General features: G+C 40.0%; 22 protein-coding genes. 7 read left to right on the top strand and 15 right to left on the bottom strand.

The window, feature by feature from the left end; translation table 11 throughout:
• Nucleotides 1-22: 22 nt before the first annotated feature.
• Entirely contained in the window at nt 23-2,305 is a 2,283-nt protein-coding gene (locus NSQ54_09730; GenBank protein ID WYP28354.1) for a DEAD/DEAH box helicase, read from the bottom strand.
• Between the two features lie 151 nt (nt 2,306-2,456).
• Here NSQ54_09730 and pepF point away from each other — a divergent pair, with 151 nt between their 5' ends.
• Nucleotides 2,457-4,262: an oligoendopeptidase F gene (gene pepF / locus NSQ54_09725; protein WYP28353.1), complete on the top strand. Its 1,806-nt coding sequence runs from the start codon at nt 2,457-2,459 to the stop codon at nt 4,260-4,262.
• Nucleotides 4,263-4,307: 45 nt separating this feature from the next.
• Here pepF and NSQ54_09720 read toward each other — a convergent pair whose 3' ends face one another.
• The 3 genes from NSQ54_09720 to NSQ54_09710 are packed head-to-tail and all read right to left on the bottom strand — an operon-like array spanning nt 4,308 to nt 6,268.
• Entirely contained in the window at nt 4,308-4,904 is a 597-nt protein-coding gene (locus NSQ54_09720; protein ID WYP28352.1) for a DJ-1/PfpI family protein, read from the bottom strand.
• Between the two features lie 15 nt (nt 4,905-4,919).
• On the bottom strand, nt 4,920-5,456 hold the full coding sequence (locus tag NSQ54_09715; protein WYP28351.1) for a GNAT family protein: 537 nt from the start codon (nt 5,454-5,456) through the stop codon (nt 4,920-4,922).
• Nucleotides 5,453-6,268 (bottom strand): ABC transporter ATP-binding protein, encoded by an 816-nt coding sequence (locus tag NSQ54_09710; GenBank protein ID WYP28350.1) that lies wholly within the window; start codon nt 6,266-6,268, stop codon nt 5,453-5,455. The genes NSQ54_09715 and NSQ54_09710 overlap by 4 nt, the downstream gene beginning before the upstream one ends.
• Before the next feature lie 118 nt (nt 6,269-6,386).
• Here NSQ54_09710 and NSQ54_09705 point away from each other — a divergent pair, with 118 nt between their 5' ends.
• Together NSQ54_09705 and NSQ54_09700 are read left to right on the top strand one after the other, a co-directional pair.
• Complete coding sequence (locus NSQ54_09705) at nt 6,387-6,662, top strand: hypothetical protein (GenBank protein ID WYP28349.1); 276 nt, start codon at nt 6,387-6,389, stop codon at nt 6,660-6,662.
• A 116-nt stretch (nt 6,663-6,778) separates the two neighbouring features.
• Nucleotides 6,779-8,113, top strand: coding sequence for an alkaline phosphatase (locus NSQ54_09700; GenBank protein WYP28348.1), 1,335 nt, complete (start codon nt 6,779-6,781; stop codon nt 8,111-8,113).
• A 97-nt stretch (nt 8,114-8,210) separates the two neighbouring features.
• On the opposite strand, the gene NSQ54_09695 is transcribed toward NSQ54_09700, so the two are convergent.
• The 4 genes from NSQ54_09695 to NSQ54_09680 all read right to left on the bottom strand — a co-directional run bounded on the left by NSQ54_09695 (nt 8,211) and on the right by NSQ54_09680 (nt 11,202).
• On the bottom strand, nt 8,211-8,918 hold the full coding sequence (locus NSQ54_09695) for a hypothetical protein (protein ID WYP28347.1): 708 nt from the start codon (nt 8,916-8,918) through the stop codon (nt 8,211-8,213).
• A gap of 213 nt (nt 8,919-9,131) precedes the next feature.
• The gene (locus tag NSQ54_09690; GenBank protein WYP28346.1) at nt 9,132-9,749 is read right to left on the bottom strand and encodes an alpha/beta hydrolase; all 618 of its coding nucleotides are present in this window, start codon (nt 9,747-9,749) and stop codon (nt 9,132-9,134) included.
• A 20-nt stretch (nt 9,750-9,769) separates the two neighbouring features.
• Nucleotides 9,770-10,750: a ring-cleaving dioxygenase gene (locus tag NSQ54_09685; protein WYP28345.1), complete on the bottom strand. Its 981-nt coding sequence runs from the start codon at nt 10,748-10,750 to the stop codon at nt 9,770-9,772.
• Between the two features lie 11 nt (nt 10,751-10,761).
• On the bottom strand, nt 10,762-11,202 hold the full coding sequence (locus NSQ54_09680; GenBank protein WYP28344.1) for a MarR family transcriptional regulator: 441 nt from the start codon (nt 11,200-11,202) through the stop codon (nt 10,762-10,764).
• Nucleotides 11,203-11,309: 107 nt separating this feature from the next.
• Here NSQ54_09680 and NSQ54_09675 point away from each other — a divergent pair, with 107 nt between their 5' ends.
• Together NSQ54_09675 and NSQ54_09670 are read left to right on the top strand one after the other, a co-directional pair.
• Nucleotides 11,310-11,504 carry a hypothetical protein gene (locus NSQ54_09675; GenBank protein ID WYP28343.1) on the top strand — a complete coding sequence of 65 codons (195 nt, stop codon included), beginning with the start codon at nt 11,310-11,312 and terminating at the stop codon, nt 11,502-11,504.
• A gap of 186 nt (nt 11,505-11,690) precedes the next feature.
• Nucleotides 11,691-11,891, top strand: a complete 201-nt coding sequence (locus NSQ54_09670) for a cold-shock protein (GenBank protein WYP28342.1) — start codon at nt 11,691-11,693, stop codon at nt 11,889-11,891.
• Nucleotides 11,892-11,993: 102 nt separating this feature from the next.
• On the opposite strand, the gene xylB is transcribed toward NSQ54_09670, so the two are convergent.
• Together xylB and xylA are read right to left on the bottom strand one after the other, a co-directional pair.
• Entirely contained in the window at nt 11,994-13,490 is a 1,497-nt protein-coding gene (gene xylB / locus NSQ54_09665; protein ID WYP28341.1) for a xylulokinase, read from the bottom strand.
• A 31-nt stretch (nt 13,491-13,521) separates the two neighbouring features.
• Nucleotides 13,522-14,856: a xylose isomerase gene (gene xylA / locus NSQ54_09660; GenBank protein ID WYP28340.1), complete on the bottom strand. Its 1,335-nt coding sequence runs from the start codon at nt 14,854-14,856 to the stop codon at nt 13,522-13,524.
• Between the two features lie 126 nt (nt 14,857-14,982).
• Between xylA and NSQ54_09655 the strand changes: the two genes are divergently transcribed.
• A complete protein-coding gene (locus tag NSQ54_09655) occupies nt 14,983-16,146 on the top strand; it encodes an ROK family transcriptional regulator (protein WYP28339.1) in 1,164 nt (387 codons plus the stop codon).
• A gap of 93 nt (nt 16,147-16,239) precedes the next feature.
• Here NSQ54_09655 and NSQ54_09650 read toward each other — a convergent pair whose 3' ends face one another.
• The 5 genes from NSQ54_09650 to NSQ54_09630 all read right to left on the bottom strand — a co-directional run bounded on the left by NSQ54_09650 (nt 16,240) and on the right by NSQ54_09630 (nt 20,914).
• Complete coding sequence (locus NSQ54_09650) at nt 16,240-17,211, bottom strand: aldose 1-epimerase (GenBank protein ID WYP28338.1); 972 nt, start codon at nt 17,209-17,211, stop codon at nt 16,240-16,242.
• A gap of 25 nt (nt 17,212-17,236) precedes the next feature.
• Nucleotides 17,237-18,391 carry a Gfo/Idh/MocA family oxidoreductase gene (locus tag NSQ54_09645; protein ID WYP28337.1) on the bottom strand — a complete coding sequence of 385 codons (1,155 nt, stop codon included), beginning with the start codon at nt 18,389-18,391 and terminating at the stop codon, nt 17,237-17,239.
• Nucleotides 18,392-18,431: 40 nt separating this feature from the next.
• Entirely contained in the window at nt 18,432-19,085 is a 654-nt protein-coding gene (locus NSQ54_09640) for a ThuA domain-containing protein (GenBank protein ID WYP28336.1), read from the bottom strand.
• Nucleotides 19,086-19,257: 172 nt separating this feature from the next.
• Entirely contained in the window at nt 19,258-19,410 is a 153-nt protein-coding gene (locus tag NSQ54_09635) for a hypothetical protein (protein WYP28335.1), read from the bottom strand.
• A 631-nt stretch (nt 19,411-20,041) separates the two neighbouring features.
• Nucleotides 20,042-20,914, bottom strand: a complete 873-nt coding sequence (locus NSQ54_09630; GenBank protein ID WYP28334.1) for a Cof-type HAD-IIB family hydrolase — start codon at nt 20,912-20,914, stop codon at nt 20,042-20,044.
• Between the two features lie 213 nt (nt 20,915-21,127).
• Between NSQ54_09630 and NSQ54_09625 the strand changes: the two genes are divergently transcribed.
• Nucleotides 21,128-21,292, top strand: a complete 165-nt coding sequence (locus NSQ54_09625) for an aspartyl-phosphate phosphatase Spo0E family protein (protein ID WYP28333.1) — start codon at nt 21,128-21,130, stop codon at nt 21,290-21,292.
• Nucleotides 21,293-21,301 lie beyond the last annotated feature (9 nt).

Raw genomic sequence — 21,301 nt, 5'->3', positions numbered from 1 at the left:
CTCCTGATTGTTAATAGTGGACTTAATAAGGATCTGTCAGCCATTCCTTTAGTAATTGTTTGACTAACTGTTTAGTGTTTAATGGAGGAACTTGGTTTTCTGCGCCTACACATGATGGACAGCCTGATTGGCACGAACAAGATGAAATCAATTCGTCAACATGCTGTAGGACTGAATCAATCTTTTGGTAGATTTCTTTTGAAAGCCCAATCCCTCCCGGATATCGATCGTAGATAAATACAGTAGGCTGTTCAGAATGATCCGCTTTAATCTGCGGAACCACATGTATATCCGCTCGGTCACACATCGCAAAAACTGGACAAACCGCTCCCAATACATGAGCTAGTCCCATAAGTGCTGCTTCAAGAGCAGCCTCACCAAATTGATTAACTAAGGTAGGGGCAAAGCTAATCCACATTCCTTGTGAATGCAGTTCTTCTTCAGGAAGATGAATGGGACCAGATCCGATATTTTCAAATGTACTCATTCGAATCTTTTTGAATATTGTTGCTTTGGCATTAACCATAACATCTCCAAGCGAGAGACTTGTTGTATCATGTGACTTTCGCTCATCCTCTTCTAATACCGTTAACTTCACAGCCAGATTAGCATCGGTATAGTATTCAACAGATACCTCTCTTACAAAGGCTTTTCGTTCGTCCCAATCAAGATATTCAACCTGATACTGAACTCCTTGATGTAAGTAGATCGCTTCATCATGCAATAAGGTCATCGCACTAAATCGGTCCATCTCACCAATCACCGTATGGTTTGTTACATCACTTTGATCGATGATGACCACATTTTCCTGAGAAGCAGAACGAAGACTAATTCCATGCGCCGGAAAGGCATCATTCATCCAATACCATTTCTCGGCACGTTCATGTAGGACATGATGCTCTGCAAGATATTCAAGAATTTCTTCGATTTCAACGCCATCAAACGATTCGCCTTGTTTAAATGGAAGCTCGTATGCTGCGCACTTAAGGTGATCAATCAGTATCATTAAGTTGTCAGGATTTAACCTCGCAGACTCAGGAGAGCGTTCAAAAAACGCTTCTGGATGGCCGATTATGTATTGGTCAATTGGCGTGGAACCTGCCACCATAATGATGACGGATTCGTTTTTCCTTCTTCCCGCTCTTCCTGCCTGCTGCCAAGCTGATGCAATAGAACCAGGGTATCCTGTCATTAAGCACACTTGTAATTGCCCAATATCTACACCAAGCTCTAATGCATTTGTACTTACTACACCAAGAATCTCACCATTACGTAACCCTTTTTCAATCTCTCTACGCTGCTTAGGTAAGTATCCACCCCGGTAGCCTCGAATGGTATCCGGTCCAAACCGCTTTTTAATTAATTCTTGTAAGTGGCTTAAGATAACTTCAACTCGGACTCTGCTACGGGCAAATACAATCGTTTGAATGCCGTTTGTTAAGAAACGCTTGGCCAATTCATTTACTTCCACCGTCGCGCTTCGGCGGATATTTAAAGGTTCATTCACAATCGGTGGATTATAAAAGATAAAATGCTTTTTTCCTCTAGGTGCCCCGTTATTATCAATTAAACGCATTTGCTTCCCAGTTAACTCTGAAGCTAGTTCTTTAGGGTTCGCAATCGTCGCTGAAGTACAGATAAACGTCGGATTCGCTCCATAATACGCAGCGATTCGTTTTAAACGTCTAATGACATTTGCTACATGACTACCAAACACACCACGATACGTATGTAATTCGTCTATGACTACATATTCAAGGTTCTCAAAAAAAGAAACCCACTTTGTATGATGCGGTAATATAGCGGAATGAAGCATATCTGGGTTTGTTATGACAACATGCCCTGCTTTTCTAACAGCCTGTCTAATAGATGGAGCTGTATCTCCATCGTATGTAAAACAGCGTATTGGCACCTCCATCTCTTCAATCAGTTCGTTTAATTCACTCATCTGATCTTGAGCCAATGCCTTTGTTGGAAAAATATATAACGCTCTACTCTCATGTTTTTCAGAGATTTTTTGTAATACAGGTAAATTATAACACAAGGTTTTCCCTGAAGCTGTAGGTGTGACTGCTACAATATTCTCGCCTTCTTGAGTAGCTCTATATGCCGCTTCCTGGTGTGTATATAATTCTCCAATTCCTCTTCGTTGCAATGCCTGAACAAGCTTCGTATTCATATCCGGTGGAAATGCCTTTGTCTTCGCTTCCACTGCTTCGAGTTCATGCCAATGTACAATTTGTTCCCTAAAAGAAGGATTTTCTTTAAGGTCACGTACTATTTGCTGTAAACTTTCCTTAAACATACATGCACCCCTAATCATCTTCTCACTCTATTGTAGCGAATGTTTGTTTGTTTTTCTATAGGCAGACCTAGTACTTCACGCTAAACTTATACAGAAAATTAGTGTATACTACATTTAATTCGCTTTGCGAATAAAAAGGAGGAATGAAGAATTGAGTACATTAAAACACCGTTCAGAGATTGATTATTCTGAAACATGGGACTTAACTGATCTTTTTGAAACTAGAGAATTATGGGAGCAAGCACTGCACTCGTTAGCACCAGCCGTTGCAGGTGTGAAAAGCTTTGCAGGAAAGCTCGCGGAGCGCTCTGAAAATCTTCTAAACTGCTTAGAAGCAAGAGAATCCATTATGGAGCAAGTCGTTCTTATTTCTACATACGCAAACTTAAAACTATCAGTTGATGGGACGAACGCGTCTGCTCAAGCAGACTACGCAGTAGCCACAGACATTCTAGCCGACATCTCTGCTTCTTTATCATTTATTGAATCAGAAATTATGGCTATTCCTGACTCTACACTTACACAGTTTAGAGAAGAACAAGCTAGTTTATCAAAATATCGGGTTTTATTGGACACGATTCTATCAAAGAAGCCTTATGCTCTTAATGCCGAAACTGAGAAAGCATTACAAGCACTTTACCCAACGCTTTCTTCTCCGTATGCAATCTATTCTGCTAGTAAGTCAGCTGACATGAGCTTCCCTACATTTAAAGGAAAAGACGGCGAGGAAAAATCTCTTTCTTTTGCTTTATTTGAGGATCAATATGAACTGTCACCTGATACGGAAGAACGTAGAAATGCATATCTCGCATTTGATCAAACATTAGCAAGCTATGAAAATACGTACGCACAAACATATGCCACAGAAGTAGGTAAACATGTGACGCTTGCTAGACTTAGATCCTATGAGTCTGCTACTGAGATGCTACTTCATGAACAAAAAGTGAGTACAGAGATGTACACTAATCAGCTTGATATTATCTATAATGAGCTCGCTCCTCACATGCAGCGATTTGCGAAATTAAAAAAACGTGTCCTAGGCTTAGACGAATTAAAATTCTGTGACTTAAAAGCACCACTTGATCCTGACTTTCAACCAGAGACAACCTACCAACAAGTATCTGATTTGATTCAGGAAGCCTTGAAAGTGATGGGACCTGAATACTCAGATATGTTAGAAAAGTCATTAAATGAACGCTGGGTTGATCGCTCGAGTAACATCGGAAAACGAACGGGTGCATTTTGTTCAAGTCCATATGGGGCTCACCCTTATATTTTAATGACTTGGACTGGAAACATGCGCGGAGCGTTTATGCTTGCTCATGAACTTGGCCACGCTGGTCATTTCTACTTAGCGAATCAGCATCAGCCTTTGTCATCTGTACGCCCTTCTCTATATAACATTGAAGGACCCTCTACGATGAATGAATTAATTCTCGGTAATCATTTATTAAATGAGACAAATGATCCCCAAATGAAACGTTGGGTCATCCTGCAATTCCTAGGAACGTATTATCATAATTTTGTTACACATTTACTTGAAGGAGAATTCCAAAGACGCGTTTATGAATTGGCTGCTGCAGGAGAACCGTTAACGGCTACTACTCTTCGTCTGACTAAAAACCAAGTACTTGAAGGTTTCTGGGGTGATTCTGTTCAATTAGATGAAGGAGCAGGACGCACTTGGATGAGGCAGCCTCATTATTATATGGGCCTTTATCCATATACTTATTCCGCAGGGTTAACGGCTTCCACAGCTGCTTACAAACAGTTTGAAGCAGAAGGACAGCCTGCTATTGACCGTTGGTTAGACATGTTAAAAGCTGGTGGAACGAAATCTCCTCTAGATCTGTTTGCTGATGCAGGAGTAGATATGAGTAATCCAGATACGATTCGAACAGCTGTAAACTATGTCGGCGACCTTATTACTCAGCTTGAAGAAAGCTACGCAGAATAACACTTAAAGGCGACCTCTATTACTAAAGGGTCGCCTTTTTTCTAATTATAGTAGAATGTCATACTCCATACGTTTTGCGGTTTCTCTAGCACTTTCAACTCCTACTAGCTTTTTTACGAGATGAAAAGCCATGTTAATCCCTGCAGAAATGCCAGCAGAGGTGACAATTTTCCCCTCATCTACGAATTTCACATCACGCCAAACAGATACATCAGGAAAGTCTGTTTCAAACCGGTCAAGACTCGCCCAATGCGTAGTTGCTCGTTTTCCGGTTAAAAGTCCTGCCTCTGCAAGAAGTAAGGCTCCAGTACAGACAGATGCGAGAATATTGGTACGTTCATTCATCTCTTTAATCCACGTCAGAACCTGTTGATTATGAATTTCGATTTCTCTGGCCCCGTATCCCCCAGGTATGATAACAAGATCAGGATCACCCTCCCATGTTTCAAAACTGTAATCCGGTTGAACAGTTAATCCATTTCGAGCTCGAACGGCCTCCCCTGTTTCAGAGATGGTTTTTACGTTAAAGAATGGCTGGTTATTTTTTTGAGCTAGCGATAAGACTTCAAAGGGACCCGCAAAATCTAACACTTCCACTTCATTAAATAGGAAAATAAGAACCGTTTGTGGTTGGTTTGACATTTGTTATCACACTCCTTAATGAATCGGATTAATACAAGCAAATATGTAATGGTCCTCCCACGTGCCATGAATCCGTACGCTCTTTTTAGCTGTTCCTTCCTTAATAAAACCTGATTTTTCTAGGACACGAATGGACGCCTGATTTGATGGCAATACAGCAGCTTCGAGACGATGTAGCATCAGGTTTGTAAAAGCATATTCAGAGAGTAAACGGCAAGCTTCTGTTGCATAGCCTTTTCCATTTTCAGCTTGACTGACAGAATAGCCGATCATCGCTCGTTGTAACGGTCCTCTGTATACTTGAAAAAGGTCCACTACTCCTACAAGTTGGTTTGATTGGTTTGAACAAATCGCATAGTGGTATTCCTGGCCTTGTTTAGCAAGCTCATTAAATTGAGAAATCACGTGCTCTTGAAAAGCTAATGTATAGTAATTCTGTGGTCGTTCCATCGAAAATCGTTCAAAAAAACGTTTGTTCTGAATATGAACATTGAGTAGATCTTCCGCATCTTCTTGTTTAAGTGGACGTAAGGTTACGCAAGCTCCCTTCATTGCTTCAGTTCCTGTTTTGCAGTTGAACCAATTTGAATCCACGGGCGCTCGTCTCTCCAGTTTACATAAATCGGCATGCCAAAAGCATACGACAAAAGCTCATCCGTGAGTACCTGTTCTTTTTTATCGGCTGCTACAATCTGTCCATTCTTTAGTAGTAGCACATGAGTAACAGCTGGAATAATCTCTTCTGGATAATGGGTTACGTATAAGAGCGTTGGACTAATCTGTTTGGTATGTATAGATTCTAGCTTCGATAGAAAATGCTCTCTAGCAGCTAAATCTAACCCACTGGTTGGTTCATCCACAATCACAATTTCTGGTGCTGACATCAATGCCCGAGCGAAAAACGTTTTTTTCCGTTCCCCTTGCGAAAGAGTCCTGAGCGGTGAATGGGTAACTGCATTAAGGCCCATTTCATCAGCTAACTTAAACGCTTCTTCAATCTCTTGTTCTCCAACTGATTCATGTATGCCAACAGATGCATATTTTCCACTTATAATCACGTCCACACAAGAAAGACCTTCGTAATTTCGGTATTTCTCATCAAGTGATGCGCTTAGCCAGCCAATTCGTTTTCGCAGTTCATGCACTGCAGTATGACCAAATCTCTCACCTAATACATCGATTGACCCGGTTGTTGCCCACTCGTAGCCAGTTATTAATTTCAGTAGCGAAGTTTTCCCCGATCCATTTGCTCCTAAGATAGCCCAGTGCTCTCCTTTATGTACGTGCCAATTAACTTGCTCAAGAATTGATTTTGATTGCCGCCGAAAGCTTACTCCATTCAGTTTAATGACGATATCAGACATTGCTCTCCCTCCAACCCTTATCTTTTTTTGTAGTATATCATAGGTATTTTTACTTTTTTCGGATAAGTCATTTTATTTTGAGCATACTACAAAAAAACACAAAAAAGGAGCGAGCAGGGTGATCACTACGTTCGTTCAAACTGCCGTTATTGACATTGAATTCTTCGCCCCTCTTCTTTGCTTACTTGGACAATTATTAAACCGAATCTCTTATGTTAAGCTTCCGTTCCTCCCGTCATGGTGGCTTGCAGCAGGGTTATATTTATCAAAATGTATGACCTATCGTCAAAGCTCTGTGTTAGGCATCTTAATGGGTGTTTGCTATGGACTTGCTGCTATTGGAACAGTGTCTTCGCTAAAACAAAGCTGCTTAAGCTTTCGACTTTTTTTGTAAAGATACGCACCTGACCTTTACATTGGTTCAATAGTTGTTAACACCAACCAAATATGCACTACACAACCTCCTGTTAGAATGAACTTGTACCCCATTCAAAAAGGAGGATTCTTTCGTTGAAAAAGAAAATGAGTATCGCACTTGCTGCTGCAACACTTGTCACGGCTTCTATTTTTCCTTTGTACCACGCGTATGGATCAGACTCAGGTGGGTCAGAGAGTTCAGAAAATACCGTTGTAAAAAATGCGATTTTTTTAATTCCTGATGGATTCTCTACAGCTTATGCAGACAGCTATCGTCTGTATAAAGAAGATGGTGTACCAGTTTGGGAAGAACACAAAATGCTTACTGGGATGATTTCCACTCACTCTGCTGATTCAATGATTACCGATTCAGCCGCGGCCGGAACAGCCTTTGCCACTGGAGTGAAAACGAATAATGGTGTAATAGGCTTATCACCTGATGGACAAAAGCTTCAAACCATTGTTGATCTAGCAGGACAAGCCGGCAAGAAAAATGGATTAGTTGCTACATCTACAATTACTCACGCGACCCCTGCTGCCTTTGCAACAAGTGTTGATGGTCGTAACGATTATGAAGGGATCGCAAAGCAGCTTGTTCATCATGATCACCTTGACGTTCTTTTAGGTGGTGGACGAGAGCAATTCTTGGCACCTGAACAAGGTGGCATCAGAGAAGACGGTGTAGATTTAATTCAAGAAGCTGAGCAAAATGGATTTACATATATGGAAACAAAACGAAACCTTCTTTCAACAGAGGCAGATCCATCAAAAAAGTATATTGGATTATTTGCAGATGAAGCGCTTGAGCCTGATTTTGGTCCACTTCCAACCGAGCCCTCTCTCGCGGAAATGACATCGTTCGCGATCGATCATTTGTCGCAATCAGAAGAAGGATTTTTCTTAATGGTTGAAGGAAGTCAGATTGACTGGGCTGGCCATGATAATGATGCGACATATGCCATGAAAGATTCAGAAGCCTTTGAAGAAGCTGTAAAAGTGGCACTTGAGTTTGCAGAAGAAGACCAAGAAACGCTAATTGTGATGGCTGGTGACCATGATACTGGTGGTTTGTCTATTCAACCAAATGACGAGTTCAACCCAGCAAATTTACAGCAAGTGAACATGACTGGAGCAGACATGCTTTCTTTAGTTGATCGTAGTTACTCAAATCTTGAAGACGTATTGACTGAACAAACCTCTATGAGCTTTACAACAGAGGAATTAGATCACATTAAAGATTCTAAAGATCCAAAGCTTGCAATCAATACATTAGTTAGTGAAAAAGCAGGGATGGCTTGGACTAGTACTGACCATACGGCTATAGATGTACCAATCTATGCATATGGGCCAAAGGCTTCTCTCTTTAATGGCCATATTGATAATACAGATGTATTTCATGGCATTCGTCAGGCGTTACTCGGAGAATGAAAATAGAAATTGAATGGTGTGTTTTCTTATTTTTATTAGAATTTATGGATTCGTAACAAAAAGGCGAGCTTCCGAAAACGGAGTGCTCGCCTATTCATTATGATTTAATTTGTTCTGCAGCCTGCACCAATTCTTTGTAGCCAGAGCGAGTAAGCTTATACGACTCGTCCATATAGCTTGATTTCTCAAGTGATTGTAAGCTTTCTCTAGACAGCCTTGGGATCATTCGCTGGATTTCATCATTCAACTCAGACAATGTCCCATTTTCAATCACTTCTGAATCAAGTGATGCAGCAATTTCTTTCATTGGGTTATCTTTAACAAAGTACTTTTTTGTTCCTTCATACACTAATTGTAGCTTGCTAGGAGCATGACCAAGTTCTTCTCTTATTCGAGAAGTCTCAGACGTTTTATACGCCATATTTTCTCGATACTGCGTTTTTTCATGTTCTTCAATGGATGATCGGCTTAATAACTCTTCAAACATTTGTGTGCGTTCCAGATCTAACTGCTGCAATTCTGATTCTTTTTCTAACAACTCAGGATCTGAAAGGGGCGCTTCTTCAGCTAAACTTGTCGTCTCTGCGACTGTTTCTTTTTGCTGCAGGAGCACTTGAATCGCTGCAAGCTGTCGATACAGTAGAATGCCACCAGTGATTAACACAGTCAAAACAACAACTCTGTACCATACATCCTGAAAAATGGCTAAATAAATAACAGCTAACGTTATAATTCCAATGACACTAAATAAAATCCAATTTTTCCGCTTAGATAATTGCTCTTCGTTTTCATTGTTTTCTCGCATAATAGACCCTCTTTTCTAGCAGGAAATAAGTCTTTGAAGCCCCTTAATACTATAAATCCTTTTAAAGAAAGTCAACTACTTTCAGGAATTTCGCACGTTCTTACACAGATGTGCGTAAGAGCGTAGAGTTAGTCAAATACTACGACCATCGATCAACAGTAATTTAAAAATAGAAGAGCAACTGATTCCGTTAAGAATCAATTGCTCTTCTTTTTAAGCTTTACTAAATGAATCAAACCATTTTTTGGCTTCTTCAATTTCTTCTCGTCTTAACTCATGTCCACCCTCTGTCCAATACTCTGTTACCTCTGCTCCAGCTTCTCTTAAAGTAGAGATTAGTTTCTCGGATTCTATAGAAGGAATCATTTGATCTCTTTTCCCTGAGCTTACAAAGACAGATGAATGGATTTGTGAACTCAGTTGAACGGCTTCTTGCGGTTGCATGGCATGAAGAAGAACGGCACCTGAAAATGAGTCTGGAATGGTATATAAAGCATTTGCGGCGATGTTTGCCCCATTTGAATAGCCAATCGCAACTGTACGCGCGACATCAAACTGATAGGTTTTGGCAGCATCTACGATGAATGCGTGCAGTTCTTCCGTTCTTTTTGCCAAATCCTCTTTATCAAATACGCCCATTGCCAGTCTCTTGAAAAATCGTGGCATACCATTTTCAGAGACGTTTCCACGAATACTTAAAATCGAGGCATCCGGTGCAATCATGTCTGCAATAGGAAGTAAGTCATTTTCATCTCCACCTGTACCGTGTAACAAAATAAGTGTTGGTAAGCTTGAATCATTACCTTTTTTAAAGATATGCTCATGATGCATAAGACAAAACCCCTTTTCTGTTACGCTTTTGTTGTATTAAGCGGCTTAATAGTTGCTTCGATTTGCTCACGTTGGTTTTCAAGGTAAGGAGGCAAAGCAAGATTCTCACCAAGTGTTTCAAATGGTTCATCTCCTTCAAATCCTGGACCGTCCGTTGCGAGTTCAAATAAGATACCATTTGCTTCTCTGAAATATAAGCTACGGAAATAATATCTCTCTACAAAACCAGAGTTTGGTAATCCTGATGCACTAATGTGCTCAACCCATTTATTTAGTTCATCTTGATTTTCAACACGGAAAGCCACGTGATGAACACTTCCTCTTCCAGGTCTCTCACGTTGAAGATCATTTCGTTCTAACAAATGAATCTCTGCACCTGTACCGCCTTCTCCCGTTTCAAAAACACGAATAGCAGGAGTGATTCCTTTTTCTTCGTACGAACGTACTTCGCGGAAGCCCATGACGTCAACTAAGATTCTTGCTGTCACATCAGGACGACTAACTGTTAACCTGACCGGACCTAGTCCTACAACTCCTTGTTGAACTGGAACTGGACTCTTATCCCAAGGCTTCCCTCCAGCTACTCCTTCGTTATGTTCATCTGATACAAATTGCAGGCGTTGGCCTTCAAAGTCACGGAAAGCTAACGTTTTTCGTCCAGATTCTTCATTAATTCCTTCGTGTCGTACATCAAACTGTTCAAGGCGCTCTACCCAATAATCAAGCGCTTCGTCTGTTGCAACTCGCAATGATGTCATACTAATACTGTTTGTTCCTTCATAGGTTGTACCTGCATGCGGGATCTCAAAAAATGTTAAGTCTGTACCAGGATTTCCTCGTTCGTCCGCATAAAACAAATGATAAACAGAAGTATCATCTTGGTTTACTGTTTTCTTCACTAACCTCATACCTAGAATTTCGGTATAAAAGTGTAAATTCTCTTTTGCGTTTGCAGTTATGGCCGATACATGGTGAATTCCTTTAAGCGGCATGATATTCATGTGTATTCCTCCTAGTTATTGCGGAATTCAATCCCTTTTTGAAGTTTTTTTAATAATGTATTGAGTTGTTTCTGTTCATCCTGTGTTAATGGATTAAATAATGATGACTGAAAGGCTGATTGATCAGGACGTGCTTCTTTCATTAAAGCTTCTCCCTCTTCTGTTAATGAAATTCGTTTAATTCGCCAGTCCTGTTCGCGTTTAATTAAATTTCGTTGTTCAAGCTTAGCAAGCATTTGCGTGATGCTACCCTTTGTGACCAGGAGCTTTTCGGCCAGATCCATTTGTGAAATTGGCTGATTGGCCTGTGTTTGTACAAGTAAATCAAATTGACTAATTGTCAGATCAAACTGACCAACATTCTCATTGGATAATCGGTTACTTTGATGATAGAACCGAGCCAATCGAAACCATAAAAGTAAGCTAAGACGCTCTCCACCTGGTTGATCCATTAGAACAGCCCCCTTTCTTACTATCAGTTTAGCACTAAACTGATAAAAGTCAACAATATGTTTTATTTATTTGTTTTAGGTTATTGAGTAAGTAAGGAGGGATTTTGATGACGGATAAAAAAGACTATGATTCAAAAAAAGAAAAGATCGATCAGGATAAATTTAAGAACAATAAAGATGAACAAAGCCACCACGACCAGTCTTCTATGCCCATTGATGAATTGCCTTTAGAGGAGATTTCTCATGAAGAGAAAGAAGAACGTAAGCCTGAAAAAACGAAAGATCATTCATCTAGTGAATAAATAAATGATGTTGAATTCAAATCGGATTTATAGATAATGACTTGCATATTGCTGTAGCTTATGCTATTCTTTATCTATGCTACTTATTGTTTTATTAACGTGGATAGATGGAATACCTAATGTTGTTTCCTCTTGAAGCTTGATGGTTAACGTAAATAGTAATTCATTTACAAGGAGGAAACACACATGTTAGAAGGTACAGTAAAATGGTTTAATGCAGAAAAAGGTTTTGGTTTCATCGAGCGCGAAGATGGTGACGATGTATTCGTACATTTCTCAGCTATCCAAAGCGAAGGCTTCAAGACTCTTGAAGAAGGTCAAGCAGTTCGTTTTGATATCGTTGAAGGTAACCGTGGCGAGCAAGCAGCTAACGTTGAAAAAGCATAATTAACCAACCCCCTCTCTGAGGGGGTTTTATTTTGTCTAATAGATTAAAAGAAGAAGCTGTTCCACACAGATCGTGTGGTCAGCTTCTTCTTTTGTTTAATGCTATCTATATGCTGCAAGTGATTGATTTAATTCTTTTGTCTGAGCATACACTCGTCGGTAAAGCTGATACAATGCTTCGTATTGCTCTACTTGAGTCTGTTCAGGCTCATATATTGTTTCTTCTTTTATAAATAATGCTGCACACTCGTCTAAACTCTTAAACCAACCTACTCCATAAGCCGCAAGCATTGCTGCTCCCATCCCTGGCCCCTGGTCATTCGCATGCTTAACAACAGGTACATTAAAGATATTGGCCTGCATTTGTAACCAGACTTTACTTAGAGCCCCCCCGCCTATAGAAACAATTCGATGGACAGGCGTTTTTTGTTCTCGAAACAAATCTAGAGAATCTCTTAAAGAGAACGTGATCCCTTCAAGAACCGCTCGAACAAAATCAGCACGAGTGTGAGTTGAACTGACACCAATAAAACTTGCTCGTATCGCGGAGTCTCCGTGCGGCGTGCGTTCTCCAGTTAAATAAGGCGTAAAGAGTAACCCATTTGCACCGGGCTTTCGTGCTCCTGCTTCATTAACCATTTGATCAAAGGGAACATCGGGAGCAAATGTCTGCTTAAACCAGCTTAAACTGTAACCCGCAGACAACGTAACCCCCATCTTATAAAAAGCATTTGGTTTTGCGTGATGAAAAAAATGAACCTTTCCATCAACCTGTACATCATTTGTGTCCTCAAACGCAAGAACGACACCCGACGTTCCAATGCTTACTAACGTATCTTTTTCAGAAAGAATGCCTGCTCCAATTGCTCCACAGGCATTATCTGCTCCTCCTGCAAACACATTTGTTTTAACAGACAAACCTGTTTGCTCGGCAACATCCTTGGTAAGCCGTCCGACTGATGCATGGGACTCAATAAGAGGCGGGCATATGTTGATGTCGACTCCAACTTTTTCACAAATTTCTTTGCTCCAACACTGGTTTTTGATATCAAGTAACAAAGTAGCGCCAGCATCAGAGTATTCACTATGCAATTTCCCAGTCATGGCAAACCGGAGATAATCTTTTGGAAGTAGAAACATTGCGGCTTTAGAAAAAATCTCTGGTTCATTTTTTTTAACCCAAAGTATTTTCGGTAAAGTAAATCCTTCTAGTGATGGGTTTCGTGTAATCTCTAACAGTTTATCTGCTCCAACAAGCTGTTCTATCTCCCTGCACTCATCTGTGGTCCGTGTATCATTCCAGAGGATCGCCGGTCTAAGTACCTCGTTCGATTCATCAAGCAATACCAACCCATGCATTTGTCCTGAGAAACTAATGCCTTCGATTTGTTCAGGGTTCCCTTGAAATTGCTCCATCAATTCCGCTATTCCTTCAGTTGTCTGGATGACCCATTGTGCTGGATCCTGCTCGCTATAGCCTGACTTTTCCTGTATTAGAGGATAAGGTTTACTTACTTCTACCTCCACTTCCCCTGTTTTAGAAACAAGTAGAAGCTTAACAGCACTTGTTCCTAAGTCAATTCCAATTACATGTGACATGTTATACTTCCACCTCCGTTATCTATTGGTGTTATCTTTTTGCCATCGAATGCATCGTTTCAAGTAGATACTGATTGATGATACCTTTTAACTTTTCTTGCTTACCAGAGCGCGGTCTGATTTCTGTTAAGCTAAGCGCATGTTCTTCTAATAATCGCAAGCTGCTTCTACCTTCAACAATATCTAAGCCAATTCCTTCTTTGAAGCTTGAATAACGGTCTTCTATAAAGTCCTCAAGTACTCCATCCTCTAGTAGTTTCGCTGCTACTTTCAAGCCAACTGCAAAGCTGTCCATTCCAGCTACGTGTGCTTCAAATAAATCAATTGGTTCAAAAGAAGTACGACGAACCTTCGCATCAAAGTTTAACCCTCCAGTTCCTAACCCACCATTCTTTAAAATTTCATACATAGCCAAGGTACTTGAATAGAGATCTGTAGGAAATTCATCTGTATCCCATCCAAGTAACGGATCCCCTTGGTTTGCATCAACGGATCCGAGCATCCCATGTATTCGAGCTGTGCGTAGCTCATGTTCAAACGTATGTCCTGCAAGTGTGGCATGATTTGCCTCTATATTAAATTTAAAATGATTATTTAGTCCATAATTTTGCAAGAATGCAAGACTTGTTGCGACATCAAAATCATATTGATGCTTAGTTGGTTCTTTAGGCTTTGGTTCAATTAAAAATTGTCCTGTATATCCAATCTCCTTGGCGTAATCAATCGCCATGTGGAAAAAGCGGGCCATGTTATCCTGTTCTAATTTCAAATCGGTGTTTAGTAGAGATTCATACCCTTCACGCCCACCCCAGAATACGTAGTTTTCGGATCCGAGCTCTTTTCCCATTTCCAACCCTTTTTTCACTTGAGCTGCAGCATAGGCAAATGAGTCAGCAAGGTTTGACGTAGCCGCTCCATGTACATATCTAGGGTGGTTAAACAAATTCGCCGTGTTCCATAATAATTTGGTTTTACTTGTTTTTGAATACTCTTTAATCATCGCTGTAATCACATCAAGATTTTGGTTTGTTTCCTTTAACGATGATCCCGATGGCGCAATATCAACATCATGAAAACAAAAGTAAGGGACATTTAGTTTCTCAAACAACTCAAATGCAGCTTCTACTCGAGCTTTTGCTAGATCCATCCCTTTTAAATGAAGCCAAGGTCTTTCCATTACTGCTGCTCCAAATGGATCTTCTCCGCCTGCGGTAAACGTATGCCAATAAGCAACGGAGAACCTCAAAATTTCTTCCATCGATTGTCCATTTACTTGTTCGCTTGGATTATAATACTTAAATGCAAGTGAATTCTTTGAACCCGGGCCTTCATATTGGATGGACTGCACATCTTTGAATACTGACATCGATCAACACACCCTTATCTTTAGTTTTTGTTAGCGTTTTCATTATAAGGTGAGTATAACAGCTTGATTTAACTTTGTCTATTGAATAAACTAAGTTTATATATTCTAGTTACAAAGGAGATACAAATGGCGACACCTCAAAATCAAACGACGATTAAAAAAGAAAATAAACAGCTTGTCCTCCATTTTATAAGACAACATGAACCTGTATCCAGAGCAAGGATTGCTCAGGTTACAGGCTTAAATAAAGGGACCATTTCTACCTTAGTTACAGAATTAATCGAGGAGAATCTTCTGCTAGAGATCGGAACCGGAATATCAAGTGGTGGCAGAAAGCCTGTACTACTTCAAGTAAACAAACATGCTGGTTACTCCATCGGAATCGATTTAGGTGTACAACATATTCTTGGAATATTAACAGATTTAAATGGTGAACCAATCGTATCAGTCAGGCAACCGCTTGCTCAAACCTCTTATCCTTATGTGATAGATGTCATCACTTCAATGGTACGTAGCTTGATATCTAAGATTCCAGATTCGCCTTATGGCTTGGTAGGGATTGCAATTGGTGTTCCGGCAATTGTTTCAATGAAAGGTGAAATCATTCATGCACCAAATTTAAACTGGAGACATATTGACTTAACGATTGAGTTAAACGAGTTCCACGTACCCATTTGGGTAGATAATGAAGCAAACTTTGGAGCTCTCGGTCAACAATCAGCCGATCGAGTTGAACCAGCTCACTCATCACTTTACATTAGTGCAGGAATAGGTATAGGAGCTGGATTCGTATTAAATGGGCAACTGTACAAAGGCACACATGGCTTTGCCGGGGAGGTAGGTCATATGACAATCGATGGGAATGGTCCATTGTGCAGATGTGGAAATTTTGGCTGCTGGGAGATGTTTGCTTCAGAACAAGCATTACTTTCTTACACTGGTTTTGAATATACACTTGAGGAGCTTATAACTTCAGCAAAAAATGGAGATGTGAAAACACTGGCAGCACTAAAAGATGTTGCTACTTATTTAGGAATTGGAATTGTATCACTTATCCATATTTTCAGTCCCGATCAAATTATAATTGGGAACCGATTAGCACTGGCGTCAGACTTTTTAATTGAAGAAGTACAAGATACAATTTCAAGCAGACTAGTTACGGATCAACAGCATACTCCCATAATCTTTTCAACAGTACATACAAACGCAACAGCCATTGGTGCTACTTCATTTGCCATAGATCAGTTTTTCCAAAATGACACTGCACATAAAAAAGTGGCTGAGAATTAATTAATCATAAATGAAAAAAAGGCGAATGACTTCTAAAACCGAATCATTCGCCATTTTTATTCATTAGCATGATGTCTCAGACCTTTGTTCTAATCATAAACTAGAAACGTCAATTTCAGTTTTTACGACAATTGATTGGTTTCCACCAAGCGTTTGCACCCCGGTCAATTCTTTCTCTAATGATAATTTTGGTGCATTTGTTATCCATGTGTACGGTTCAGGACAGACATACCCTTTTGTGCCATCCGCATTATACACAACCCAGTGTTTAAAGAACTCGTCAGCTTTATAACGAATCTGAATCCGTTCGTCTTCAAGTGTGATGACTGCTTGGTTGGTTTCTAACTCATTTTCTTGCGCTAAAAAGGCATCATCTAATTCAACTTGTTGCAGGGACATACCCTCTTTAATGTTTGTGTAGGGTGTTGGAACGAGTTTTTCTGTCGGTAGCAAACGTTCGTTAAGCTCCCATTGTTTTTCAGCAGCTAATGAAAACTGACTTGTTTCTTCAGGGAATAGAAAGGTTGTATGATATCCAATGCCCCACGGAAACTCTTGATCGCCTAGATTCGTAATCATCGCATGTTTTTTCAATAATGATCCTTCTAAAATATAGACCATGTCAATTCGAAACGAATGGGGAAATTGTGCAGTGATATCTGGATGGTCCTTTGATTCAATCGTTGTTACTATTCTAGCCCGATCCCCTTCTACTTCTGTTTGCGTAACCTTCCAAGGCTTCTGATACACAAAACCATGAATATGATTGTTTTTATCTGGCTCGGACAAGTCAAAAGAATAGGTTTGTTCATTAAACGTAAATTCACCGTCACTGATCCGATTTGGTGGGAACAAGATAGGTACACCAAATTGAACGGGTGCTTGCTCATATTCTTCAATGGAGCTCGGACCTCTTAGTAATTCAACAAATTCATTTTCCTTTTTCCATTTCATTGAGATCGCATTTGATCCCCATTCAGGTACAATCGTAACTTCCATTTTACTTGTTTCCATCTTAATAGCTTGCATGCCCTGATAGGTTGTTTCATTGATTGATGCTGACAAAAAGGTCACCTCTATTTTTGTAGTGTTATGCTTTTTGAATATCTACCCACTGTTTTGTCTCTGCTGATTGCTCAATCGCTTGCAGTATAAGTTGATTTTGATACCCATCGTGAAAATCTGGTTTGGCCTGCCTGTTATTTAAAACGGCTTCACAAAACTCATAAAGCAAATGAATAAATGTATGCTCGTAGCCAATAATGTGACCCGCTGGCCAGTAAGCCCCTGCATAAGGATGCACCTCTTCTGTGCAATTTACATTGCGGAATCCTTGCATCCCTTCCTGATCATCAGTTAAATAGAGTTCTAGGTTATTCATTTGTTCCATGTCCCAACGAATTGAACCTTTTTCTCCATTTATCTCAATTGTATTTCGATTACGATTACCTGTAGCAAACCTACTTGCTTCAAACGTCCCAAATGTTCCAGAGTTAAACCGCACCATAAAGGCCACCGCATCATCTACAGTGACTTCACCCATTTCATTGCTACTTGCCGAAGCGCTTAAGCCACCCGACATTTCACCTAATGGACGTTCTTTAATAAAGGTCTGCGACATGGCCACAACCTCATCCATCTCTCCTACTAGATATCTACCTAGATCAATGCTATGTGCCCCAATATCACCTAACGCTCCCGAACCGGACACTTCTCTTTTTAAACGCCAGATAAGCGGAAACCCAGGGTCTATAATAAAGTCTTGTAAGTAATGGGCGCGAAAATGAAAGATCTTACCAAGCTTACCCTCATCAATCAGTTTTTTTGTGTATTGAATGGCAGGTACAAATCGATAGTTATGACAAACCATATGAATGACATTGTGTTTTTCCACTGCGTCCTTCATTTTTTTGGCTTCCTCTACTGTCAAAGCAAGCGGCTTCTCCGTGATAATGTGTTTTCCCGCTTCTGCCGCCGCAATCGCTATCTCTGCATGAGTATGATTTGGCGTGACAATATCAATGACATCAATATCATCCCTTTTAATTAACTCACGCCAGTCCGATTCAACAGACTCCCAGCCCATTCGATCTGCTGCTTCTCTGACTGCTTCTATATTTCGTCCACATAACGCCTTAAGTACAGGTTTAGCCTTAGTAGAGAAGAAAAAGGGAATATCTCGATATGCATGGCTATGAGCTTTCCCCATAAATTGATATCCAATCATTCCGATTCTTATGTTCATTCGTATATTCTCCTCTCAAGGTATTTGACTTAGTTATTTTTCAAGATCGTGCTGCCCACTTCATTCCCATACGCATCAAGCTGATAATCTCTGGTTGGTTTACAACTTCAGCTACGTGGCCCAGTGAACAATAATAAACGTTGCCTTTCCCCCATTTTTTCGACCAGACAACTGGCATTGAAACTGGCCCATTTACGGAATGCGGCCCATCTGCAATTGGAAATTGAGTTGTAGCATGTACGTTTACAGCCGGATCTATGTGCATATAATACTGTTCACTCACAACATCAAAGTCCTTTAGTCCTTTAGTTAATTCATGTGATGAGTCATGAATGTGAACCGTGTAATTTACTCCATCATTACCTGGATGGGCAACCCATTGTCCACCAACCATAAATTGATAGTCCGTTTCCTTCCTAAATGAATCTCCCATTCCACCGTGTAGACCTGCAAGTCCTGTCCCAGCTTCCACTGCTTCCATTAGCGGCTTAAGTTGTTCCTGTTTGATTTCTCCTTGGGTCCAATTCGGAACGATTAAATCAAATTGCTTAAGGTCCTCTTCCTCTAAAAAAGTGAGTGTATCACTGACCGTTACTGCGAAACCTTCTTCCTCCAGAATGCCCTTTAAAATCACAGCTACCTCGGCCGGCTCGTGACCTTCCCAGCCTCCTTGAAAAATGAATGCTTTTTTCATTCAATCACCTCATCCATAAAATGTCTATGATATTATGTTAGCGTTTTCAATACTATCCTACGTGAATTCAGTCAATATAGCAATAAAAGACCCTATCGGACTCAAAAAAAACGAACATCCCGTAACGTTAGGAGTTCGCCATTAAATAAACCTTCTATTCACTTTATACCCGTTACGTTTGATGAACACCAATTTCTTTTTCGAGTCTTTCAATATATTCTTCATAAATCTCAATAAATGCTTCTGCTTTATATTCGCGTTGATCTCGTTTCATTAAAGCAATTTTCTTTTGATACTCCTCGATATTCGGTACATGTTCCGCCATTATATTCTCTCCTTTACGTTTGTTTGTCTATCTGTAACCTTTTTAGATAGTTTTCAAACCTAAAATACACTCAATATGGTACGTGAAATTATTTAAGTTCGTATAAAGAGGCCCGGCTCACTAAGGCCGGGCAGATTTGAATTCTTCATTTAATCAGTGCGTTGAAGAATAGAAAGTTCGTGTTTCTCTTCAATCAAAACCGAATCTACTATACATATATTTCGATATTGGACCAAGTCACACTTTTGATCCCTTTTCATCTTTAAAAGTTGGGTTATGCTTTTTAAGCTATACTTGACTGTGTATTCTACATGAGTTTAGAACCACCGTCACTATTTAAGATCCAGTTTTTCCTTCCAAACAATGAAAGCCCTACCTCTCTTTCATCCTTGCGGCTCCGAAGACCGCGCCAGCTGAATGTAAGACGCCTAATGTTCCGGAAGATTTCAAACCGTTACTCTTTATCTTACCATAGGACCGCACAAGATACAAGCTGTATTTATGTATTTTCATGCTTACTTTTATTACATACCCCTAATATTCATGTTGTAAACAACGTAACCGTATACTTATTCAGCCATAAAATAAAGAAACAGGCATCCCTGTTGGGAAATGCCTGTTTCTTTAACAATTAAGCTTTCTCTATATCTGTGTATGTATATATCGCATGAGCCACGCCGTGTTCATCATTGGTCTCTGTTTGATACGTACACAGCTGCTTTACTTCATAAGCAGCATTCCCCATGGCAACAGGATATCCAGCCACTTTCATCATTGAAAGATCATTTAGATTGTCTCCAAGTGCCATAACTGACTCCATCGGAATACCTGCTTGTTTTGCATAAGCTTGTAAGGCAATTCCTTTTTGTGCGTCGATCGCGTTGATTTCCAAATTCCCTCTTGCTGATGCTGTTACGGCCAAATGTGGGTTTTCTTTTAATTGTTCTTCTACTTGGTCTAAAATCACAAGATTCGTTGAAAAAGCTAATAATTTTAAAATGGCATCAGATGAATCGGTTAGTACAGTTTCAAATTGATCAACAAACGAGATTGATCCATTTTGGATTCGTTTATTAGCCATTCGCTGCATTTCAATTTGAGTGCCAACAGCTCCTTTAATTGATTCCATAAGCTGTACGATGACATCCATCGCTTGTTCTTTGCTTTCACTATAAGTGCCTGACTGCAGATACAATTCAAAGTAAATGGCATGTTCACGAAGAAGATCCATTGCCTTAACTGCTTCTTCATAAGATAGTGGCTTTACATCAGCTACGTTTCCTTCGGCATCCCATGTCTCGGCACCATTAATACTAATGATGGGACATGATAAGCCCGCCTCATCCAATGGTTCCTGAGCTTCCTCCTTACTTCTTCCTGTAGCAACAATGACTTCGATTCCCTGTTCTTGTGCCGCCTTAATGGCTTTGATATTTTCTGGTGATACCTTTTTTTTATCATTTAATAACGTGCCATCCATATCAGTCGCAATTAATTGAATCATGACATCCTCCTTGTCTCACTTCCTCTATCTTATCGCTCTTGCCGACTAAGTTCAAATATCAGACAAATAAGCGTGTCGAAATCTAACTTTTTCTAGGGACTTCTGACATTCTTCGTAGAATCCCTTCCACTGTTGGGAAAATTGGGTATACTTAATTCGAGGTATCATTTATTCAATTTTGCTACTATTCTTTACGTTAGTTGAGGTGAATATATGAAGTATCAAGAGATTGAATTAAAACGTCGTCAAATGTTTATATTAGCTGAAAAATATGGCATGTCGTCGGAACGTACGATACGATGTAGTCAGGAGTTGGATTTACTCTTAAACGATATCCAACATAGACTCTCACCAGATGGTCCCACCTCCGTCCGCTGAAAATGTTTG

The sequence above is a fragment of the Alkalihalobacillus sp. FSL W8-0930 genome (genome assembly GCA_037965595.1).
GTDB lineage: Bacteria > Bacillota > Bacilli > Bacillales > Bacillaceae_D > Alkalicoccobacillus.
Note: the sequence above shows the minus strand (reverse complement) of the source record. Positions and strands in the feature narration are given on the sequence as shown.

What these genes read in the sequence shown, in the direction of transcription:
- NSQ54_09730 (WYP28354.1), bottom strand. Translation starts at nt 2,305, where the DNA reads ATGTTTAAGGAAAGTTTACAGCAAATAGTACGTGACCTTAAAGAAAAT.
- NSQ54_09720 (WYP28352.1), bottom strand. Translation starts at nt 4,904, where the DNA reads ATGTCAAACCAACCACAAACGGTTCTTATTTTCCTATTTAATGAAGTG.
- NSQ54_09715 (WYP28351.1), bottom strand. Translation starts at nt 5,456, where the DNA reads ATGAAGGGAGCTTGCGTAACCTTACGTCCACTTAAACAAGAAGATGCG.
- NSQ54_09710 (WYP28350.1), bottom strand. Translation starts at nt 6,268, where the DNA reads ATGTCTGATATCGTCATTAAACTGAATGGAGTAAGCTTTCGGCGGCAA.
- NSQ54_09695 (WYP28347.1), bottom strand. Translation starts at nt 8,918, where the DNA reads ATGCGAGAAAACAATGAAAACGAAGAGCAATTATCTAAGCGGAAAAAT.
- NSQ54_09690 (WYP28346.1), bottom strand. Translation starts at nt 9,749, where the DNA reads ATGCATCATGAGCATATCTTTAAAAAAGGTAATGATTCAAGCTTACCA.
- NSQ54_09685 (WYP28345.1), bottom strand. Translation starts at nt 10,750, where the DNA reads ATGAATATCATGCCGCTTAAAGGAATTCACCATGTATCGGCCATAACT.
- NSQ54_09680 (WYP28344.1), bottom strand. Translation starts at nt 11,202, where the DNA reads ATGGATCAACCAGGTGGAGAGCGTCTTAGCTTACTTTTATGGTTTCGA.
- NSQ54_09675 (WYP28343.1), top strand. Translation starts at nt 11,310, where the DNA reads ATGACGGATAAAAAAGACTATGATTCAAAAAAAGAAAAGATCGATCAG.
- NSQ54_09670 (WYP28342.1), top strand. Translation starts at nt 11,691, where the DNA reads ATGTTAGAAGGTACAGTAAAATGGTTTAATGCAGAAAAAGGTTTTGGT.
- xylB (WYP28341.1), bottom strand. Translation starts at nt 13,490, where the DNA reads ATGTCACATGTAATTGGAATTGACTTAGGAACAAGTGCTGTTAAGCTT.
- xylA (WYP28340.1), bottom strand. Translation starts at nt 14,856, where the DNA reads ATGTCAGTATTCAAAGATGTGCAGTCCATCCAATATGAAGGCCCGGGT.
- NSQ54_09655 (WYP28339.1), top strand. Translation starts at nt 14,983, where the DNA reads ATGGCGACACCTCAAAATCAAACGACGATTAAAAAAGAAAATAAACAG.
- NSQ54_09645 (WYP28337.1), bottom strand. Translation starts at nt 18,391, where the DNA reads ATGAACATAAGAATCGGAATGATTGGATATCAATTTATGGGGAAAGCT.
- NSQ54_09640 (WYP28336.1), bottom strand. Translation starts at nt 19,085, where the DNA reads ATGAAAAAAGCATTCATTTTTCAAGGAGGCTGGGAAGGTCACGAGCCG.
- NSQ54_09635 (WYP28335.1), bottom strand. Translation starts at nt 19,410, where the DNA reads ATGGCGGAACATGTACCGAATATCGAGGAGTATCAAAAGAAAATTGCT.
- NSQ54_09630 (WYP28334.1), bottom strand. Translation starts at nt 20,914, where the DNA reads ATGATTCAATTAATTGCGACTGATATGGATGGCACGTTATTAAATGAT.
- NSQ54_09625 (WYP28333.1), top strand. Translation starts at nt 21,128, where the DNA reads ATGAAGTATCAAGAGATTGAATTAAAACGTCGTCAAATGTTTATATTA.